Source organism: Stenotrophomonas sp. CC22-02 (genome assembly GCF_004365115.1).
GTDB lineage: Bacteria > Pseudomonadota > Gammaproteobacteria > Xanthomonadales > Xanthomonadaceae > Stenotrophomonas > Stenotrophomonas forensis.
This window is the reverse complement of the sequence record NZ_SOCO01000001.1, coordinates 2,600,387-2,620,358: the sequence shown is the minus strand read 5'-3', so window position 1 is coordinate 2,620,358 and position 19,972 is coordinate 2,600,387. Positions and strand designations below refer to the sequence as shown.

General features: G+C 66.0%; 19 protein-coding genes and 1 tRNA gene. 17 read left to right on the top strand and 3 right to left on the bottom strand.

The features are described from left to right. Position 1: 1 nt before the first annotated feature. The 4 genes from trpA to N440_RS12120 all read left to right on the top strand — a co-directional run bounded on the left by trpA (position 2) and on the right by N440_RS12120 (position 4,006). The gene (trpA, locus tag N440_RS12135) at positions 2-811 is read left to right on the top strand and encodes a tryptophan synthase subunit alpha (protein WP_133935217.1); all 810 of its coding nucleotides are present in this window, start codon (positions 2-4) and stop codon (positions 809-811) included. A gap of 214 nt (positions 812-1,025) precedes the next feature. Continuing rightward, entirely contained in the window at positions 1,026-1,901 is an 876-nt protein-coding gene (gene accD / locus N440_RS12130; RefSeq protein ID WP_049456113.1) for an acetyl-CoA carboxylase, carboxyltransferase subunit beta, read from the top strand. Then, a complete protein-coding gene (glmM, locus tag N440_RS12125) occupies positions 1,901-3,262 on the top strand; it encodes a phosphoglucosamine mutase (protein WP_049456112.1) in 1,362 nt (453 codons plus the stop codon). Before accD ends, glmM begins: the two co-directional genes overlap by 1 nt. Positions 3,263-3,523: 261 nt before the next feature. Next, positions 3,524-4,006, top strand: coding sequence for an RcnB family protein (locus N440_RS12120; RefSeq protein WP_133935216.1), 483 nt, complete (start codon positions 3,524-3,526; stop codon positions 4,004-4,006). Positions 4,007-4,055: 49 nt separating this feature from the next. On the opposite strand, the gene N440_RS12115 is transcribed toward N440_RS12120, so the two are convergent. From N440_RS12115 to N440_RS12105, 3 genes are read right to left on the bottom strand one after another with little or no spacing between them, the layout of a single operon-like run. Next, a complete protein-coding gene (locus N440_RS12115) occupies positions 4,056-4,913 on the bottom strand; it encodes a polysaccharide deacetylase family protein (protein WP_133935215.1) in 858 nt (285 codons plus the stop codon). Further along, complete coding sequence (locus tag N440_RS12110; protein WP_133935214.1) at positions 4,906-6,051, bottom strand: glycosyltransferase family 4 protein; 1,146 nt, start codon at positions 6,049-6,051, stop codon at positions 4,906-4,908. The genes N440_RS12115 and N440_RS12110 overlap by 8 nt, the downstream gene beginning before the upstream one ends. 19 nt (positions 6,052-6,070) lie before the next feature. Next, complete coding sequence (locus N440_RS12105; RefSeq protein ID WP_133935213.1) at positions 6,071-7,948, bottom strand: sulfatase-like hydrolase/transferase; 1,878 nt, start codon at positions 7,946-7,948, stop codon at positions 6,071-6,073. A 194-nt stretch (positions 7,949-8,142) separates the two neighbouring features. Here N440_RS12105 and N440_RS12100 point away from each other — a divergent pair, with 194 nt between their 5' ends. The 13 genes from N440_RS12100 to nuoI all read left to right on the top strand — a co-directional run bounded on the left by N440_RS12100 (position 8,143) and on the right by nuoI (position 19,971). Next, positions 8,143-9,078, top strand: coding sequence for a 2-oxoglutarate and iron-dependent oxygenase domain-containing protein (locus tag N440_RS12100; RefSeq protein ID WP_133935212.1), 936 nt, complete (start codon positions 8,143-8,145; stop codon positions 9,076-9,078). Between the two features lie 647 nt (positions 9,079-9,725). Next, positions 9,726-10,481 (top strand): triose-phosphate isomerase, encoded by a 756-nt coding sequence (gene tpiA / locus N440_RS12095; RefSeq protein WP_049458796.1) that lies wholly within the window; start codon positions 9,726-9,728, stop codon positions 10,479-10,481. A 31-nt stretch (positions 10,482-10,512) separates the two neighbouring features. Further along, the gene (secG, locus tag N440_RS12090; RefSeq protein WP_006458798.1) at positions 10,513-10,950 is read left to right on the top strand and encodes a preprotein translocase subunit SecG; all 438 of its coding nucleotides are present in this window, start codon (positions 10,513-10,515) and stop codon (positions 10,948-10,950) included. Positions 10,951-11,001: 51 nt separating this feature from the next. Further along, a tRNA-Leu gene (locus N440_RS12085) sits at positions 11,002-11,086 on the top strand. Between the two features lie 111 nt (positions 11,087-11,197). Next, entirely contained in the window at positions 11,198-11,554 is a 357-nt protein-coding gene (locus tag N440_RS12080) for an NADH-quinone oxidoreductase subunit A (protein ID WP_008265012.1), read from the top strand. Beyond that, complete coding sequence (locus N440_RS12075; protein ID WP_005410463.1) at positions 11,545-12,099, top strand: NADH-quinone oxidoreductase subunit B; 555 nt, start codon at positions 11,545-11,547, stop codon at positions 12,097-12,099. The genes N440_RS12080 and N440_RS12075 overlap by 10 nt, the downstream gene beginning before the upstream one ends. A gap of 33 nt (positions 12,100-12,132) precedes the next feature. Further along, entirely contained in the window at positions 12,133-12,882 is a 750-nt protein-coding gene (locus N440_RS12070) for an NADH-quinone oxidoreductase subunit C (protein ID WP_005410462.1), read from the top strand. Further along, complete coding sequence (locus N440_RS12065) at positions 12,879-14,186, top strand: NADH-quinone oxidoreductase subunit D (protein ID WP_006458796.1); 1,308 nt, start codon at positions 12,879-12,881, stop codon at positions 14,184-14,186. The genes N440_RS12070 and N440_RS12065 overlap by 4 nt, the downstream gene beginning before the upstream one ends. A 97-nt stretch (positions 14,187-14,283) precedes the next feature. Next, the gene (nuoE, locus tag N440_RS12060; RefSeq protein WP_006381132.1) at positions 14,284-14,811 is read left to right on the top strand and encodes an NADH-quinone oxidoreductase subunit NuoE; all 528 of its coding nucleotides are present in this window, start codon (positions 14,284-14,286) and stop codon (positions 14,809-14,811) included. 4 nt (positions 14,812-14,815) lie between these two features. Next, on the top strand, positions 14,816-16,156 hold the full coding sequence (gene nuoF, locus N440_RS12055) for an NADH-quinone oxidoreductase subunit NuoF (protein WP_006458704.1): 1,341 nt from the start codon (positions 14,816-14,818) through the stop codon (positions 16,154-16,156). Then, positions 16,153-18,387: an NADH-quinone oxidoreductase subunit NuoG gene (gene nuoG / locus N440_RS12050; protein WP_133935211.1), complete on the top strand. Its 2,235-nt coding sequence runs from the start codon at positions 16,153-16,155 to the stop codon at positions 18,385-18,387. The genes nuoF and nuoG overlap by 4 nt, the downstream gene beginning before the upstream one ends. Continuing rightward, the gene (gene nuoH, locus N440_RS12045) at positions 18,384-19,478 is read left to right on the top strand and encodes an NADH-quinone oxidoreductase subunit NuoH (protein WP_006458641.1); all 1,095 of its coding nucleotides are present in this window, start codon (positions 18,384-18,386) and stop codon (positions 19,476-19,478) included. The genes nuoG and nuoH overlap by 4 nt, the downstream gene beginning before the upstream one ends. 4 nt (positions 19,479-19,482) lie before the next feature. After that, on the top strand, positions 19,483-19,971 hold the full coding sequence (gene nuoI / locus N440_RS12040; protein WP_005410456.1) for an NADH-quinone oxidoreductase subunit NuoI: 489 nt from the start codon (positions 19,483-19,485) through the stop codon (positions 19,969-19,971). Position 19,972 lies beyond the last annotated feature (1 nt).

Sequence of the window (19,972 nt, the reverse complement as noted above, 5' to 3'; positions counted from 1 at the left end):
CATGTCCGTATCCCGACTTGATGCCTGTTTCCAGCGCCTGCGCGAGCAGCAGCGCAAGGCGTTGATCCCCTTCATCACTGCCGGCGATCCCTCGCTGGAGGCTACCGTGCCGGTCATGCACGCACTGGTCGAGGCCGGCGCCGATGTGATCGAGCTGGGCGTGCCGTTCTCCGACCCGATGGCGGATGGCCCGACCATCCAGCGCAGCTCCGAGCGCGCGCTGGCGCGCGGTGCCGGCAGCCGCTACGTGCTGCAGGCCGTGGCGCAGTTCCGGGAGCGTGATGCGCAGACCCCGGTGGTGCTGATGGGCTACCTGAATCCGGTCGAGATCCATGGCTACGCAGCGTTCGCCGACGCCGCGGTGAAGGCCGGCGTGGATGGCGCGTTGCTGGTCGATCTGCCGCCGGAAGAAGCCGGTGAAGCACAGCAGGCCTTCGAGGCGGCTGGCCTGGCGCTGGTGCTGCTGGCGTCGCCGACCACCAGTGAAGCGCGTGCCGACAAGCTGCTGGCCCTGGCGCGTGGCTACCTGTACTACGTCAGCTTTGCCGGTGTCACCGGTGCGTCCGAGCGTTTGGACAGTGATGCCGCCAGCGCGCGCCTGCAGGCACTGCGCGAGCGCGCCTCGGTGCCGGTGGTGGCAGGCTTCGGCATCAAGGATGCGGCCAGTGCCGTGGCGATGGCGCGACAGGCCGACGGCGTGGTGGTGGGCAGCGCACTGGTGGCGGTGCTGGCAGAGGCGGGCTCGGCGGAAGAGGCCGCGCAGCGCGCCGGGGCCTTCCTCGCACCGTTGCGACAGGCGCTGGACGGGTAACGGTCGTGCCGGCCACTGGCCTGCATCCTCCGCACCCGCCTGCGTACAGGGGCTGCGGGCCAGCGGCGGGTACCACCCGGACCTAAACGTACGTCCCAGCATGGTTTTTTCCTGCTGGCCCGGGCACCGCAAGGGGTGCACGGGCGGGGGCAGCGGAGCTAGACTGTCCGCCTTTGCGGCCCGCGGGCCGCCCTGAACGGAAGTGTCCTCCCGCATGAGTTGGCTCAGCAAGTTGATGCCGTCCGGCATCCGCACCGACAACACCCCCAGCAAGAAGCGCAGCGTCCCCGAGGGCCTGTGGGAAAAGTGCAGCAACTGCGGCAGCGCGTTGTACCGTCCGGAACTGGAAGAGAACCTGGAAGTCTGCCCGAAGTGCGGCCATCACATGGCGATCCGTGCGCGTGCGCGGCTGGCGGCCCTGTTCGACGCCGACAGCACCACCGAGATCGGTGCGCGCCTGGGCCCGACCGACCTGCTCAAGTTCAAGGACCAGAAGAAGTACAGCGAGCGCATCAAGATCGCGCAGAAGAATACTGGCGAGTACGACGCGCTGATCGCCATGCGTGGCCTGCTCAAGGGGCGTGCGCTGGTGGCTTCGTCGTTCGACTTCGCCTTCATGGGCGGCTCGATGGGTTCGGTGGTCGGTGAGCGCTTCGCGCTGGCTGCCGAAACCGCAGTCGAGATCGGCGCCCCTTACGTGTGCTTCTCGCAGAGCGGCGGTGCACGCATGCAGGAAGGCCTGTTCTCGCTGATGCAGATGGCCAAGACCTCGGCCGCGCTGGGCAAGCTGCGCGAGGCCGGCCTGCCGTACATCTCGGTGCTGACCCATCCGACCACCGGTGGCGTATCGGCATCGTTCGCGATGCTGGGCGACATCAACATCGCCGAGCCGCAGGCGCTGATCGGCTTTGCCGGCCCGCGCGTGATCGAGCAGACCGTGCGTGAGAAGCTTCCGGAAGGTTTCCAGCGCTCGGAGTTCCTGCTGGAGCACGGTGCCATCGACCAGATCTGCGACCGCCGCGAAATGCGCGACCGCCTGTCCGACCTGCTGGCGATGCTGGGCCGTCAGCCGGCGCCGGAGGTGGTTTGATGGGGGGCCGCAAGTACTTCGGTACTGATGGCATCCGTGGCCGGGTTGGCCAAGGCGTGATCTCGGCGGACTTCGTGCTGCGCCTGGGCAATGCCCTGGGGCGCGTGCTGGTCGCCCAGCGCGGCCAGGACGGGCGGCGGCCGATCGTGCTGATCGGCAAGGACACCCGCATTTCCGGCTACATGTTCGAAGCGGCACTGGAAGCCGGGCTGGTCGCCGCCGGTGCCGACGTGCAGCTGCTCGGCCCGATGCCGACTCCGGCGGTCGCATTCCTGACCCGCACGTTGGGCGTGGATGCCGGCATCGTCATCAGCGCTTCGCACAATCCGCACTACGACAACGGCATCAAGTTCTTCTCCGCCCAGGGCGAGAAGCTCGACGATGCCACCGAACTGGCGCTTGAAGCGGCGCTGGATCTACCGTTCACCACCGCCGAATCGGAAAAGCTGGGCAAGGCGGCGCGGGCGCGCGAGGCGGTCGGTCGCTACATCGAGTTCTGCAAGGCCAGCGTGCCGCGCGCCTTCGATCTGCGTGGCCTGCGCCTGGTGCTGGATTGCGCGCACGGCGCCACCTACCAGATCGCACCGCTGTTGTTCCGTGAGCTGGGCGCCGAGGTGATCGGCATCGGCGCCGAACCCAATGGCATCAACATCAACGCCGGGGTCGGGTCCACCCATATCGACAACCTGGCGGCCAAGGTCCGCGAGACCCGCGCCGATCTCGGCATCGCCTTCGATGGTGACGGTGACCGCGTGCTGATGGCCGACGACCAGGGCAATCCGGTTGACGGCGATGACCTGCTGTACATCCTGGCACGTGCGTGGAAGGCCGAGGGTCGCCTGCATGGTCCGGTGGTCGGTACGCTGATGAGCAACTACGGCGTGGAGAAGGCCTTCGCCGACCTGCAGATTCCGTTCGTGCGCAGCAACGTCGGTGACCGCTACGTGCACCAGGCGCTGATCGAAGGCGGTGGCGTGCTGGGTGGTGAAGCCTCGGGCCACCTGCTGTGCCTGGACCGGGCAACTACTGGCGATGGCATCATCAGCGCCCTGCAGGTGCTGGTGGCGCTGCGCAGCAGCGGGCAGACCCTGCGCCAGGCGCTGAAGGGACTGGTGCGGGTGCCGCAGAAGACGGTCAACGTGCGGCTGGGCAATGTCTCGGCCAAGGCCACGGTGCAGGCCGACAGCGTGCAGGCCGCACTGGTCGTCGCGCAGCAGTCGGTGGCTGGTCGTGGTCGTGCGTTCCTGCGCCCGTCCGGTACCGAGCCGGTGGTGCGGGTCACGGTGGAAGCCGATGACGCAGCGCTGATGCAGGAGACGCTGGATCGTCTGTCAGCTGCGGTCCGTGAAGCCGCTGCCTGAGTCCGGCGGCCGTACAACCTGACACCACGACATGGCCGCCTTTGCGGCCATGTCGTTTTCCAGCGAGGGTGACTGAACCGATCGCGACCGGTGATCACGTTCAGCTGTGGCTGTGCGCTTTGTGACATGGCGTGAACGATACGCGGCGTATTCCGGGGATCAGGGTCTCGTGCATGCATGCATGCAGGCGCCGCGCAGACCGGGACCCGGTCGGAGCCGTTCGTGCTCCATCCTTTCACTGTTGTTGCAAGGACCATGACCATGAACACTTCATTGCGCTGCAGCCGCTGCCTGCTGGCAGGTGCGCTGCTGGTGCTGCCGTTGCTGGGTGGCGTCTCCATTGCGAGCGCCGAACGTCGTCCCGAAGGTGGGCCGCACATGTCCGCCCCGCGCGAGGAGCCGATGCGCGCGCCGTGGGGCTACCCAAGGATGGAACGCCCGCGCGAGCTGGGCAATGCACGGCCGGCGTTCCGCGAGGGGTACCGGCACAACTTCCGCGCCGACCATGCCTTCCGCATCGGGCCCTACCATCCACCGGTGGGCTATGCGTACCAGCGCTGGCATTACGGCCAGTTCCTGCCGCGTCCGTACTGGATCGACGACTATATTCTCAACGACTTCTGGCTGTTCGGCCTGGACATGCCGCCGATGGGCTACGAATGGGTGCGCTACGGGCCAGATGCGCTGCTGATCAACACCGGCAACGGCGAGATCGTGCAAGCCGTATACGGGCGTTTTTTCTGAGGCCGTCGCGGGCCTCCCGCGCCGCAGCGGGCGGGGGAGGCCCTTGCGCTCAGGGCCCCGGCACCATCTTCTTCTGGCGCGCCTTGAAGCCATTGAACAGCGGTGCGATCAGCGGGTTGTAGCTCTGCGCGATGCGCTTGCGCAGCCAGCTGGCCGGGCGGTTGCGGATCGCAAACCGGTAGATGCGTTCCGGATCGCCGCCCACCACGTTGCGGCCGAACGGGTGGGTGGTGTGCAGGTAACGGAAACCCTGCTCGCGTGCCACTTCAATGTGGTCCTGGTCGAAATCGCCGTAGGGCCAGCACAGCGTGTCGGATACTTCGCCCAGCTTTTCCTGCAGCACGTCGCGTGAGATCGCCAGGTCGTGGCTCAGGCCGGCGCGGCGCTGTGCACGGTCGAGGTCGTCGCGACGCAGCCAACGGGTATGGGTGTGGGTGTGGCAGTGCACTTCGAAGGTGCCGGCGGCGATGGCTGCACGCGCTTCGCTCCAGCGCATCATCACATCATCGCTGCGGTTCTGTTCGTAGATCGCCGCTTCGCAGCCACGGTGGTCCGGGGTGGCGGGCAGCGACGCTCCGGCGATGCCGGCGTGCGGCCGCTCCGGGCCTTCGCCCATCCAGCCGGTGACCACGAACACCACCGCGTGCATGCCGTACTTCTGCAGGATCGGGTGCGCGTAGACCCAGTTGTCCAGGTAGCCATCGTCGAAGGTGATCACGATCGACTTGCGTGGCACCGGCTTGCCGGCCAGGAAACCGGCGTACTGGTCCAGCGTCAGCGAGGTCCAGCCGTTGCCGGCCAGCCAGGCGATCTGGCTTTCGAAATTCTTCGGCGACACGGTGATCATGCCCGGCGATGGGCTCACGTGGTGGTGCATCAGCACCGGTACGGTTCGGGCATCAGCCATGTCCCAGCTCCTTCAGCCACTGGTGGTAATAGTGTTCGGTGGTTTCGCCGTGGCCATCCGGGGTGAAACGGTGCGCGCTGCGCATCCAGTCCCACCCGGCGCGGCCCATCTGCCGTCGCCGTTCCGGATCGTCCACCAGCAGGCGCAGGGCGCCGGTCAGGGCTGCATTGTCGCCCAGCCGGGTGAGGATCGCATTGCTGCCGTCGACCACCATCTCCGGTACGCCACCGACGCGGGTGGCCACGATCGGTACGCCGACGTAGGCCGCTTCCAGGAATACGGTACCGGCGGCCTCCTTGTGCGAGGCCAGCGCGAAGATGTCGAACCCGGCCATCAGCCGGCAGGCCCCATCGCGGTAGCCGAGCAGATGCACCTGCGCCTGCAGTCCATGCGCGTCGCGCATCGCCTGCAGTCGATCCATCACCGGCTGGCCGTCACCCACCACCACCAGATGCACGTTCGGGTTGGCCTTGCACAGCGGCACCATCGCCTGCAGCAGATCGGCGTGGCCCTTGGGCTCGCGGAGCACCGCCACGCATCCCACCACCACGTCCTGTTCGCCGAAGCCCAGCTCGGCGCGGACTTCGGCGCGTACTTCCTGCAGTCGCTGCCACGGGTTGTCCAGGTGGATGTCGCTCCAACGCGGCGGCACCGCGATCGGCGGCACGATACCGATGTGCTCGGCTGGAATGCCGCGGTCGGCCAGCAGCTGCTTGACGAAGCTGCTGACCGTCAGCACCCGGTGCGGGAGCCGGGTATAGGTCAGCAGTGAATTGACCGGGCTCATCAGGTGGCGCGAGCGCACCACCAGCGGGGCTCCGCCCAGGCGTGCACCGGCGGCAGCGATCAGTGCGTCGCGGCGGCTGGTCGTGTTGACCACGTCGTAGCGTTCGCGGCGTACCAGCCGCGACACCGACCAGATGCCGCGCAGCAACCGGGCCAGGCCGCCCATGCGCAGGGTGTGCACGGTGAAGCCATCATCGCGTGCCAGGGTGGCCAGCCGCGCATCGGGCTGGCACAGCAGCGACACCGCGTGGCCGCGTGCGCGCATCACCTGCATGTGGCGGAAGATGTAGATCTCCTGCCCGCCCATGCCTTTGGCGGCTTCGGTGTGCAGGATGCGCAGCGGACGGTTCATGCGGGTCGATCCTTGAGGCTCAGCGGTTGCGGAAGCGGGTCAGCGCTTCCCATGCAGTGCGGACAGCGCCCGCATCGGGGGGCTGCTGTGGCAGCGGGCGGTAATGCAGGTCCAGCGCGGTCGCGTTGCCGAACTTGTCGAACACGTAGATGGCATCGCCATCGCGCACCGCGCGCTGCGACCAGCTTTCGACCACCAGCGCGCGCCTGCCCTGCGGTTCGGCCAGCAGGTCGTGGCCGGTGCTGTAATCGGTCAATGCGTTCTCGCAGCCCAATGCATGGCGCATCAGGGTCGGTACCCAGTCCTCGTGTGAACTGGTGCGTGATTCACGACCGCTGGCCTGGCCCGGCCAATGCAGTACGAAGGGGACCTGCAGCTGATAGTCGGAGAAGTTGCCGTTGTGACCCCAGTAGTTCAGCTTGAGGTCGTTGAATTCCTCGGCATGGTCGCCAGTGACCAGCACGATGGTGTCTTCGGCCAGGCCTTGCGCGCGCAGATCATCAAGCAGCGTGCCGATCAGGCTGTCGGCATAGTGCACGGCGGTGCGGTAGCGGTTGAGTTCCGGCGTCGGGTCATGCTCCGGGCCGAATTTGAGGAAGTCGATGTCCGCAGCCATGGGCGTCGCCACCGGCGGGTAGCCGTCGGGCATGTGGTAGGGCGCGTGGGTGGAATCGAGGAACACGAAGCCGAACCACGGGCGCTGCGCGGCCTGGCTGGCGCGGATGTCCTGCTGCAGTGCGCTGATGATCGCGCGGTCGCGGCCGTCGGACTTCAGTGCCGATGGGCCCTGGTGCAGCTGGTCGCGCACATCGGCGAACACGGTGCGGTCGAATTCCGGGCTGTACAGCGGCGCACTGCCGTACAGGTGCAGGTCGTAACCCTGCTGGCCCAGCACCTGGAACAGCTGCGAGCCGCGCTGTTCGTCAAGCATGCTCGGCCAATAGCCGCCGGGCAGGCCGTAGAGCAGCCCGAACAGGCCATAGCGGGTGGCATTGCCGGTGCTGAAATGGTGGTCGAACACCCGCGCATCCTGCGCCAGCGCCGACGTGTTGGGCATCAGCTGCGGTGTCAGCACATCGCGGCGCAGCGATTCCAGTACCACCATCAGCACGTTGGGGCGATGTGGGCTCTGGCAGCGCAGCGGATGCAGCGGGTACAACAGCTGCGCATGGCGCGGGTCGGGCAGGCCTGCCTGCTGCTGGCTGACCACGCCCAGGCGCCGCATGAAGCTCTTGGCCGTGATCGGCTGTGCCCACGGCAGGTAGTTCCACTGCGCGATCACATCGCGGTCGCCCCGGGCGTCGTAGTAGGCCGTGGCGACCTGGCCACCACCCATCAGCAGCGCCACCACTGCCCAGGCCTGCAGCACCCTGCGCCGGCGTGGCGCGGCCGGCAGCAGTTTCCAGCACGCCCAGGCCAGCAGGCCCTCGGCGGTGAACACCGCGGCAGCCAGCAGCACGACCTGCAGCCAGGTCTTCCAGGACAGGGCAACCTGGTCCTGCAGGGCGCCGCCGAACACCATGTTCACGACCATGGCATTGAGGTGGAAGCGGTACAGGGTGAAGACCTTGGCGTCGACCAGCAGCAGGCACAGCCACAGGCCCTGCAGCAGTACGGCGCTGATGCTCAGCGTACGCGCACTGCGCGGCCACAGGCCCAGCAGCAATGGCAGCAGGCCGGCCAGCGCGCCGAAGGCGAGCAGGTGGCCGGGCAGGGCGACCGCCAGATAGGCCAGGCCGGCGCCGCCGCCCGGATTGTCACGCAGCGGTACATTGCCCAGCGCGATCGCGGCGGCCAGCACGGCATTGCCGGCGACGAACAGCGACCACCACGCCAGCCGGCGCCAACGCCGGGCGGAACCTTCTATGGCGGGGACGGCAGAGGCAGCTGCGGGCATGGCGGGGCAGGGTCAGGGCGCGCGGGAGGGGAGCGGGGTCCACGTGACGGAAGCGTTACTCCGCGCGCGGGTCGCGCATTGTATCGGTTTGTTTCCTTGTATCGAGTGGCGTCCCCCGGGCGATCTGTCACAATGTTCAGGCGGGCCATGAATGCGTTGGCCCCCTCAGACCCAACGACAAGCCAGGAACCGCTGTGAGCCAGATCCCCACCCTCGACATCACCCGTTTCGACAGCGACCGCGAGGCCTTCGTGGCCGAGCTGGGCGCGGCCTACCGCCAATGGGGATTCGCGGGCATCCGCAACCACGGCATCCCGCAGGCCGACATCGACGCGGCCTACGATGCCTTCAAGGCCTTCTTCGCCCTGCCGGACGAGGTCAAGCGCAAGTACCACGTGGCCGGCAGCGGTGGCGCCCGCGGCTACACCCCGTTCGGCGTGGAGACCGCCAAGGGCTCGAAGCATTTCGACCTGAAGGAGTTCTGGCACATCGGCCGTGAAATCGCCGACGATTCCAAGTACCGGGACGTGATGGCGCCGAACCTGTGGCCGACCGAGGTGGAAGGTTTCCGTGAGCGCGGTTACGGTCTGTATCAGGCGCTGGACAACCTGGGTTCGCGCGTGCTGTCGGCGCTGGCCCTGCACATCGGCCTGCCGGAGGACTTCTTCGCCGACAAGACCAACTTCGGCAACTCGATCCTGCGTCCGATCCACTACCCGCCGATCACCACCGACGACATCCCGAACGTGCGCGCCGGTGCCCACGGCGACATCAACTTCATCACCCTGCTGGTCGGCGCCAGCGCCGCCGGCCTGGAAGTGCAGTCGCACGAAGGCGAGTGGGTGCCGTTTACGTCAGACGCGGACACCATCGTGGTCAACATCGGCGACATGCTGCAGCGCCTGACCAACCACGTGTATCCGTCCACCATCCACCGCGTGGTCAATCCCCCGGGTGAGCTGGCGCGCCAGCCGCGCTACTCGGTGCCGTTCTTCCTGCACCCGAACCCGGACTTCCTGATCGACGTGCTGCCCTCGTGCGTCACCCCGGAGAACCCGAGCCGCTACCCGGAGGCGATCACCGCCCACGGCTTCCTCGAGGAGCGGCTGCGCGAGATCAAGCTGAAGTAACAGGAAGTGAAGGCCGCCGAAAGGCGGCCTTTTTCTTTGCAGGGCTGCGCCCTGCACCCGCAGAGGCCAAAGCCAAAGCCAAAGCGGCTCTGGGTTTCTGCGGGTTGGGCGGGGCGGTGTGGGTCGGCAGGACACGCCGTAAACCCATCCCTGGGGGCTCGATGGCGCCATCCATGGCGCCAACGGTCCTGCCAACCCACACCGCCCCACCTCCGACAGTTCCCCGGTGACGGTTGGTGGGTGTCGACCTTGGTCGACACGATTTCGCGCCATGTGTAGATGAGATCTGTCAGGTATCGAGGAGGGGAGGGAGCCCGGCTTCTGCCTTTGCTCTTCTTTTTTCTTTCCGTGGCGGGCGGAACCGCCGGAATGTGTCAGAGGCCGGGCGGGTGGGGCTGCGCAGGGGCGTGAGCCGCATGGATGCGGCGACCGAGCTTACAGGGACGTACTTGCAGCGACCCCTGCGCAGTCCCACCCGCCCGGCCAAGCCCCAGGTCCAACCGGGCTCTCTGCGACCCACCCAACCCCAAACCCGCCACGAGGGGCTGCGCCGTTGGCTGAAAATCCATGTAACCGCTTACACGGAAACGGATTTTTGCCGTAGCGGGTATCATGACCGGCTGACTTCACACAGGAGCCACCCGCTCATGCGCCGCAAGATCGTCGCCGGAAACTGGAAGCTGCATGGCAGCCGTCAATTCGCCAATGAACTGCTGGGGCAGGTGGCCGCCGGGCTGCCGCTGGAGGGGGTGGACGTGGTGATCCTGCCGCCGCTGCCGTACCTGGGCGAGCTGGTCGAGGACTTCGGTGACACCGGCCTGGTGTTCGGTGCGCAGGACGTCAGCAGCAACGAGAAGGGCGCCTATACCGGTGAGGTCTGCGCCGCCATGCTGCACGAGGTCGGTGCCCGCTATGGCCTGGTCGGTCATTCCGAGCGCCGCCAGTACCACCACGAAAGCAGTGAGCTGGTCGCGCGCAAGTTCGCCGCGGCCCTGCATGCTGGCCTGGTGCCGGTGCTGTGCGTGGGTGAAACCCTGGAGCAGCGCGAGGCGGGCCAGACCGAAGCGGTCATCGCCAGCCAGCTGGCGCCGGTGCTGGAGCTGGTCGGCGCGGCCGGTTTCGCCCAGGCCGTGGTGGCCTACGAGCCGGTCTGGGCGATCGGCACCGGCCGCACCGCCAGCAAGGAGCAGGCGCAGCAGGTGCACGCGTTCATCCGTGGCGAAGTCGCGCGCATCGATGCTAGAATCGCTGATTCACTGCCCATTGTTTACGGCGGTAGCGTGAAGCCCGACAATGCCGGGGAACTGTTCGCGCAGCCGGATGTCGATGGTGGGCTGGTCGGCGGCGCCTCCCTGGTGGCCGCGGACTTCCTGGCCATCGCAAGGGCGGCGGCCGCGAACTAATCCTAGAAGTATTGTCCGAGGGCGGTTTCCAATGCTGATGTTGATCCTCAATGTCGTCTACGTGCTGGTCGCTGTGGCCATGATCGCGCTGATCCTGATGCAGCGTGGCTCGGGTGCGGCGGCGGGTTCGGGCTTTGGTGCCGGTGCCTCGGGTACGGTGTTCGGTGCGCGCGGCGCCTCGAACTTCCTGTCCAAGTCGACCAAGTGGCTGGCCGTGGTGTTCTTCGGTATCAGCCTCTTCATGGCCTGGTATGCCGGTCACGGCACCCGCCCGGCAGCCGACCAGGATCTGGGCCTGATGTCCGCCCCGGCGGCCAGTGCCCCGGCGGCTCCGGCCGGCGAACTGCCGGCCGTTCCGAAGGCCGATGCGGTCCCGGCCGCCCCGGTTCCGGCCGCGAATGTGCCGGCCAAGGCGGAATCTTCGAATTCTGGTGAAGAAAAGCCTTCGGAAGGCTCCCAGAAAGACTGAAGCCGGTTACAATACGCGGCGCATCGGGAAGATAGTCTGATGTGATCGTTTGCCCAGGTGGCGGAATTGGTAGACGCACTACCTTGAGGTGGTAGCGACGCAAGTCGTAGGGGTTCGAGTCCCCTCTTGGGCACCATTTGTAAGTAAAGCGGGTTCGTCTGGCGCGCAAGGCGCCAGGCAGATTCCCGTCCACTCCCCCATGCCAAAGCGCCTGCAGGCGCAGCGGCAGAGGCAAGAGAGAATCGCTGTGCTGGCCGAATATTTGCCGTCTCTGCTGTTTCTGATCGTTGCCACCGGTATCGGCATTACGCTGATGCTGGTTGGTCGATTCCTCGGTCCCCGCCGCCCCGATCTGGAAAAGCTGTCGCCGTATGAGTGCGGCTTCGAGGCCTTCGAAGACGCGCGCATGAAGTTCGACGTGCGCTACTACCTGATCGCGATCCAGTTCATCGTCTTCGACCTGGAAATCATCTTCATCGTGCCGTGGACCCAGGTCTTCATGGAGCTGGGCGCGCGTTCGCTCATCACCATGGGCCTGTTCGTCGGCATGCTGTTCCTCGGTTTCATTTACGTCTGGAAGAAGGGAGCGCTGGAATGGGAGTGATTCAGACTCTCGATGGCCTCATGAACAACCCCACGCCGGAAGGCCGGGTTGATGACATCCTGCGGCCGGAAGGCGACAACCCGCTGCTGGAAAAGGGCTTCGTCACCACCAGCGTCGACGCACTGCTGAACTGGGCACGCACCGGTTCGATGTGGCCGATGACCTTCGGCCTGGCCTGCTGCGCGGTCGAGATGATGCACGCCGGCGCCGCGCGCCTGGACCTTGACCGCTACGGCGTGGTGTTCCGCCCGTCGCCGCGTCAGTCCGACGTGATGATCGTGGCCGGTACCCTGGTCAACAAGATGGCCCCGGCGCTGCGCAAGGTCTACGACCAGATGCCGGACCCGAAGTGGGTCATCTCGATGGGTAGCTGCGCCAACGGCGGTGGCTATTACCACTACTCCTATTCTGTCGTGCGCGGCTGTGATCGCGTGGTGCCGGTGGACGTCTACGTCCCGGGCTGCCCGCCGACCGCCGAGGCGCTGGTGTACGGGATCCTGCAGCTGCAGAAGAAGATCTGGCGTACACAGACCATCGCCCGCTGACCCCTTCACCTGACAAGAGCGCGCCAAGCCCCCATGGCAGAGCAAGCATCCTTCATCGACCGACTCTCCGCACGTTTCGCAGGTGCGAAGGTCATCGTGGTCGAACCCCGCGGCGAAGTGACGCTGGAAGTGCCTGCCGCCGAGTGGCACGCCACCGCCCTGGCGCTGCGTGACGAGTTTGGTTTCGAGCAGGCCGTGGATCTCTGCGGCGTCGACTACCTCGGTTATGGCTCCGACGAATGGGACACCGCCGACGTGTCCTCGCAGGGCTTCAGCCGTGGCGTCGAAGGCAAGGCCCAGGGCCGCTTCGCGTGGGGCGAGTTCCCCACCGAGGAAAACGGTGCCGACGGTGCCCGCCCGCAGCACATGCCGACCCAGCGTTTCGCCGTGGTCGCGCAGCTGCGTTCGTACCAGCACAACCTGATGATGCACCTGCGCTGCTTCGCTCCTGACGAAGCGCTGCCGGTGGTGTCCTCGCTGACCGGCATCTGGCCGGGCCTGAACTGGTTCGAGCGCGAAGCGTTCGACCTGTACGGCGTGATCTTCGAAGGCCACCCGGACCTGCGCCGGATCCTGACCGACTACGGTTTCGTCGGCCATCCGTTCCGCAAGGACTTCCCGCTGATCGGCAATGTCGAAGTCCGCTACGACGAAGAAAAGAAGCGCGTGATCTACGAACCGGTCACCTCGGTGGAGCCGCGTGTCGGCGTGCCGCGCGTGATCCGTGACGACGCCCGTCTGCAGACCGCAGAAGGTGAGCGCGCGCAGGAGGCAGTGAAGTGAGCCACGTACACCAGGCCGGCGAAGCCTTCGCCAGCAACGCCGCCGAAAGCCGGCAGGAAATCCGCAACTACACCATGAACTTCGGCCCGCAGCATCCGGCCGCTCACGGTGTGCTGCGCCTGATCCTGGAAATGGACGGCGAAACCATCATGCGCGCCGACCCGCACGTGGGTCTGCTGCACCGTGGTACCGAGAAGCTGGCCGAGTCCAAGCCGTTCAACCAGTCGATCGGCTACATGGATCGCCTGGACTACGTGTCGATGATGTGCAACGAGCACGCCTACGTGCGCGCGATCGAGACCCTGATGGGCATCGAGGCGCCGGAGCGTGCGCAGTACATCCGCACCATGTACGACGAGATCACCCGCATCCTCAACCACCTGATGTGGCTGGGTTCGAACGCACTCGATCTGGGTGCGATGGCGGTGATGCTGTACGCCTTCCGTGAGCGCGAAGAGCTGATGGACTGCTACGAAGCGGTCTCCGGCGCGCGCATGCACGCGGCGTACTACCGTCCGGGCGGCGTCTACCGCGACCTGCCGGACCACATGCCGAAGTACAAGGAATCGCGCTGGCACAAGGGCAAGGCGCTGAAGCAGCTCAATGCTTCGCGCGAAGGCTCGCTGCTGGACTTCCTGGAGAACTTCACTGTCGAGTTTCCCAAGCGCATCGACGAATACGAAACCCTGCTGACCGACAACCGTATCTGGAAGCAGCGTACCGTCGGCATCGGCGTGGTCACTCCGGAACTGGCCCACCAGTGGGGCATGACCGGCGTGATGCTGCGCGGCTCGGGCATCGCCTGGGACCTGCGTAAGAAGCGTCCGTACGCCAAGTACGATGCCGTCGATTTCGACATCCCGCTGGGCAAGGAAGGCGACTGCTACGACCGCTACCTGGTCCGCGTTGCCGAAATGCGCGAGTCCAACCGCATCATCAAGCAGTGCGTGGCGTGGCTGAAGGCCAACCCCGGCCCGGTCATGGTGAAGAACTTCAAGGTCGCTCCGCCCAAGCGCGAGGACATGAAGGACGACATGGAAGCGCTGATCCACCACTTCAAGCTGTTCAGCGAAGGCTATTGCGTGCCGGCCGGCGAAACCTATGCAGCGGTGGAAGCGCCGAAGGGCGAATTCGGCTGCTACCTGGTCTCCGATGGCGCCAACAAGCCGTTCCGCGTTCACCTGCGCGCACCGGGCTTCGCCCACCTGTCCTCGATCGATTCGATCGTGCGCGGCCACATGCTGGCCGACGTGGTGGCGATGATCGGTACCTACGACCTGGTGTTCGGCGAGGTTGACCGGTAATGCCGTCCGCCACGCCAACGCCCGCTGCAGGCAGCCGGCGCAAGCCGGCGCCGCAGTTTCTGCAATTTCACGTTATGCATTTCGCTGAGGTCGGCCGATGAAGGCGACAGGTAATTTCGAGGCGGCGCGCGACGTCGACCCGATGGTAGTGCTGAGCGACAAGACCCGCGCTCACATCGATCACTGGCTGTCCAAGTTCCCGCCGGACCGCAAGCGCTCTGCCGTGCTGCAGGGCCTGCATGCGGCCCAGGAGCAGAACGAGGGCTGGCTGACCGACGAACTGATCGCCGGCGTGGCCAAGTACCTCGACCTGCCGCCGGTGTGGGCCTACGAGGTCGCCAGCTTCTACTCGATGTTCGAGACCGAGAAGGTGGGCCGCAACAACGTGGCCATCTGCACCAACATCAGCTGCTGGCTCAATGGCGCCGAGGACATCGTCCGCCATTGCGAGAAGAAGCTGGGCATCAAGCACGGTGAATCGACCCCGGACGGCCGCGTCTACCTCAAGCGCGAGGAAGAGTGCCTGGCCGGCTGCGGTGGCGCGCCGATGATGGTCATCAACGGTCACTACCATGAGCGTCTGACCCTGGAAAAGGTCGACGAGCTGCTGGACGGGCTGGAGTAAGGGCATGGCACATCACCACGAATCCAAGGGTCCGGTCGGCCCCGCGCCGCTGCCGCACCAGGTGGTCTACACCACCCTGCATTACGACACCCCGTGGTCGTACGAAAGCTACCTGAAGACCGGTGGCTACGCCGCCCTGCGCAAGATCCTCGAAGAGAAGATCCCGCCGGAGCAGGTCATCGAGATGGTCAAGGCGTCGGGCCTGCGCGGCCGCGGTGGCGCCGGTTTCCCGACCGGCCTGAAGTGGTCCTTCATGCCCAAGGGCAACATGCAGAAGTACATCCTCTGCAACTCGGACGAATCCGAGCCGGGCACCTGCAAGGACCGCGACATCCTGCGCTACAACCCGCATTCGGTGGTGGAAGGCATGGCGATCGCCTGCTACGCCACCGGTTCGACCGTGGGTTACAACTACCTGCGCGGTGAGTTCCACCACGAGCCGTTCGAACATTTCGAGCAGGCCCTGGCCGATGCCTATGCAAATGGCTGGCTGGGCAAGAACGTGATGGGCTCGGGCGTGGACATCGACATCTACGGTGCGCTGGGCGCCGGCGCGTACATCTGCGGCGAAGAAACCGCGCTGATGGAATCGCTGGAAGGCAAGAAGGGCCAGCCGCGCTACAAGCCGCCGTTCCCGGCCAACTTCGGCCTGTACGGCAAGCCGTCGACGATCAACAACACCGAAACCTATGGTTCGGTGCCGGCGATCATCCGCAACGGTCCGGAGTGGTTCAAGGGCCTGAGCCTGACCGCCAACGGCGGCCCGAAGTGCTTCTCGGTGTCCGGCTGCGTGCAGAACGGCGGCAACTTCGAAGTGCCGCTGGGCACCACCTTCGACGACCTACTGGAAATGGCCGGTGGCCTGCGTCCGGGCCGCACCCTGAAGGGCGCGATTCCGGGTGGCGTGTCGATGCCGGTGCTGACCGCAGCCGAGCTGAAGGGCCTGCCGATGGACTACGACACCATCCGTGCACTGGGCTCGGGCCTGGGTTCGGGCGCCGTCGTGGTGCTCGATGACAGCGTCTGCTGCGTCAAGTTCGCCTGCCGCATCAGCCAGTTCTTCCACAAGGAATCCTGCGGCCAGTGCACCCCGTGCCGTGAAGGCACCGGCTGGATGCATCGCGTGCTGGAGCGCATCGTCGCCGGCAAGGCCACGATGGAAGACCTGCACCAGCTGAAGGCGGTGGCCGGCCAGATCGAAGGCCACACCATCTGTGCGTTCGGCGAAGCGGCTGCATGGCCCATCCAGGGCTTCCTGCGCCAGTTCTGGGACGAGTTCGAGTACTACATCGTCAACGGTCATTCGATGGTTGACGGCAAGAAGGTGGAGGCAGCCGCTGCATGAGCGCGCAACCCGTAAATCCGAGCGTCCCACCCGATCACGTCACCATCGAGATCGATGGCAAGTCGCTGGTCGTGCCCAAGGGCTCGATGATCATCCAGGCCGCCGACAAGGCCGGCATCTCCATTCCGCGCTTCTGCTACCACGAGAAGCTGCCGATTGCCGCCAACTGCCGCATGTGCCTGGTGGACGTGGAGAAGTCGCCGAAGCCGGCGCCGGCCTGCGCCACCCCGGTGATGGACGGCATGAAGGTCGCCACCCGCAGCGAGAAGGCGCTGAAGTTCCAGCGTTCGGTGATGGAGTTCCTGCTCATCAACCACCCGCTGGACTGCCCGATCTGCGATCAGGGCGGCGAGTGCGAGCTGCAGGACGTTTCGCTGGGCTATGGCCGTTCGGTCAGCCGCTTCAACGAGCGCAAGCGCGTGGTGCCGGACGAGGACATGGGCCCGCTGGTCGCCACCGAAATGACCCGCTGCATCCAGTGCACGCGCTGCGTGCGCTTTACCGCCGACGTGGCTGGCACCTATGAACTGGGTGGCATGTACCGCGGCGAGAACCTGCAGATCGGTACCTACGACGGCAAGCCGCTGACCACCGAATTGTCCGGCAACGTCGTCGACGTCTGCCCGGTCGGTGCGCTGACCAACAAGGTGTTCCAGTTCCGCGCCCGTCCGTGGGAACTGACCGCACGTGAGTCGCTGGGTTACCACGACGCGATGGGTTCGAACCTGTTCCTGCACGTGCGTCGCGGCGAAGTGCTGCGCACCGTGCCGCGCGACAACGAAGCCGTCAACGAATGCTGGCTGTCCGACCGTGACCGCTACTCGCACCAGGGCCTGTACAGCGAAGACCGTGCGGTCAAGCCGCTGCGCAAGGTCAATGGCGAGTGGAAGGAAGTGAGCTGGGCCGAAGGCCTGGCCGCGGCCGCCGAAATCCTCAAGGCCCACCAGGGCGACGACCTGGGCGTGCTGGTGCATCCGTCGACCTCGAACGAGGAGGGCGCGCTGCTGGCCCGCCTGGCCAAGGGCCTGGGTTCGAGCAACATCGACCACCGCATCAACAACCGCGATTTCTCCGACGCCGCGACCGCCGAAGTGTTCGGCCTGCCGCTGGCGGAAATCGAAGGCGCCGATCGCATCGTCGTTCTGGGCAGCAACATCCGCCACGAGCTGCCGCTGCTGCACGCCCGCCTGCGCAAGGCGCAGACCACCCATGGCGCCAAGATCCACGTCGTCAACCCGGTGGACTTCGACTTTGCCTTCAGCATCGCTGGCAAGCAGATCGTCGCGCCGTCGAAGTTCGTCGACGCACTGGCCAACGCCGAGCTGCGTTCGGCAGTGCAGGGCGGCAACAACACCGTGCTGATCGTCGGTGGCATCGCCGAGAATCACCCGCAGGCTGCCGCGATCCGCGCCGCTGCGCGTGACTTCGCAGCCGCCACCGGTGCCAAGCTGTGCCGCATCCCGCAGGGCGCCAACGCCGTTGGCCTGACCCGCGCTGGCGTGCTGCCGGCCGGCAAGGACGTCGCCGCGATGCTGGCGCAGCCGCGCCAGGCCTACGTGGTGTACGGCCTGGAGCCGGGCCTGGACTTCGCCGATGCTCCGGCTGCGCGCAAGGCGCTGGTCGGTGCCAAGGTGGTGGCCTTCAGCCAGTTCGCCTGTGTCTCCACCCGCGACGTCGCCGATGTGATCCTGCCGATCGGCGCGCTGCCGGAAATCGACGCCACCCTGACCAATCTCGATGGTCGCGAGCAGTCGGCCCGTGCCGGCGGCAAGCTGCCGGGCGAGGCGCGTGAAGGCTGGCGCGTGCTGCGCGCACTGGGCGGCGAAATGGCGCTGGCCGGTTTCGACTTCACCGACCTGGCCGGCCTGCGCGCCAGCCTGGCCCCGATGTCGGTCAACGTTGCCGCTTCGGCACAGCCGGCCGTGGCCGGCGAAGGCCTGGAAGTGGCTTCGACCGCCGCGATCTACCGCACCGATGCGGTGGTCCGTCGCGCGCCGGCGCTGCAGTCGCATCCGCTCAACAACGCCCCGCGCATCGTGCTGAACGCTGAAGATGCCGCTCGCCTGCAGCTGCAGGAAGGGCAGATGGCCAAGGTCGGCACCGATGCCGGCAAGGCCACCCTGCCGGTGGTGGTCGACGCCCGCGTCGCTGCGGGTTCGGTCTGGATTGAATCGGGCCACGGCGCGACCGCGCCGCTGGGTGCCGCTCGCGTAACGGTGGTGGCTGCATGAACGAATTGCTGTTGAACGCGGTCGACCCGCTGCACCAGTGGCTGCTTGGCCTGGGTGACATCGGCGCGCTGATCTGGATCATCCTGAAGATCCTGGTGATCACCGTTCCGGTGATCATCTCGGTGGCCTTCTACGTGGTCTGGGAACGCAAGCTGATCGGCTGGATGCACGTCCGCCACGGCCCGATGTACGTGGGCATGGGCATCTTCCAGGCCTTCGCCGACGTCTTCAAGCTGCTGTTCAAGGAAGTGGTGCAGCCGAGCAGCGCCAACAAGGCGATCTACCTGCTGGCTCCGCTGATCACCCTGGCCCCGGCCTTCGCGGCCTGGTCGGTGGTGCCCTTCGATTCGCAGATCGTGCTGTCCAACGCCAACGCTGGCCTGCTGTACCTGCTGGCGATGACCTCGCTGGGCATCTACGGCATCATCCTGGCCGGTTGGGCCTCCAACTCGAAGTACGCGTTCCTGGGTGCCATGCGCGCCTCGGCGCAGATGATCAGCTACGAAATCGCCATGGGCTTCGCCCTGGTCGGCGTGATGATCGCCTCGGGCAGCCTGAACCTGAGCAACATCGTGATGGCGCAGGCCGGCAGCTCCGGTTTCTTCGACTGGTTCCTGCTGCCGCTGTTCCCGCTGTTCGTCATCTACTGGGTGTCGGGCGTGGCCGAAACCAACCGCGCGCCGTTCGACGTGGTGGAAGGCGAGTCGGAAATCGTTGCCGGCCACATGGTCGAATACTCCGGCGGTGCCTTCGCGCTGTTCTTCCTGGCCGAATACGCGAACATGATCCTGATCAGCTTCCTGATCTCGATCTTCTTCCTCGGCGGCTGGCTGAGCCCGGTCCAGGGCTGGGTCAACTTCGGCGATGTCTCGCCGCTGGTCGACTGGATCTGGAAGGGCGGTGCACCGTGGCTGTTCGTCAAGGTGTTCTTCTTCGCCAGTGCCTACATCTGGTTCCGTGCCAGCTTCCCGCGCTTCCGCTATGACCAGATCATGCGCCTGGGCTGGAAGGTCTTCATCCCGCTGGCCATTCTGTGGATCGCGGTTACCGCCGTCATGGTGTTCTTCGGCGTGATTCAAAAGGGCGTCTAAAGTGATGAACAGGATTACCCATTACTTCAAGAGCCTGCTGCTGCTCGAACTGCTGGCGGGCCTCTGGCTGACGCTGAAGTACAGCTTCAAGCCGAAGTACACGATGATGTACCCGATGGAGAAGTTCCCGCAGTCGCCGCGCTTCCGTGGCCTGCACGCCCTGCGCCGTTATCCCAACGGTGAAGAGCGCTGCATCGCCTGCAAGCTGTGCGAAGCGGTGTGCCCGGCGCTGGCCATCACCATTGACTCGGCCAAGCGCGAAGACGGCACCCGCCGTACCACGCGCTACGACATCGACCTGTTCAAGTGCATCTTCTGCGGCTTCTGCGAGGAAAGCTGCCCGGTGGACTCGATCGTCGAAACCCACATCCTCGAGTATCACTTCGAGAACCGTGGCGAAAACATCGTTACCAAGCCGCAGCTGCTGGCCCTTGGCGATCGTCTCGAAAACGAGATCGCCGAGCGTCGCGCCGCCGATGCCGCTTACCGCTGAG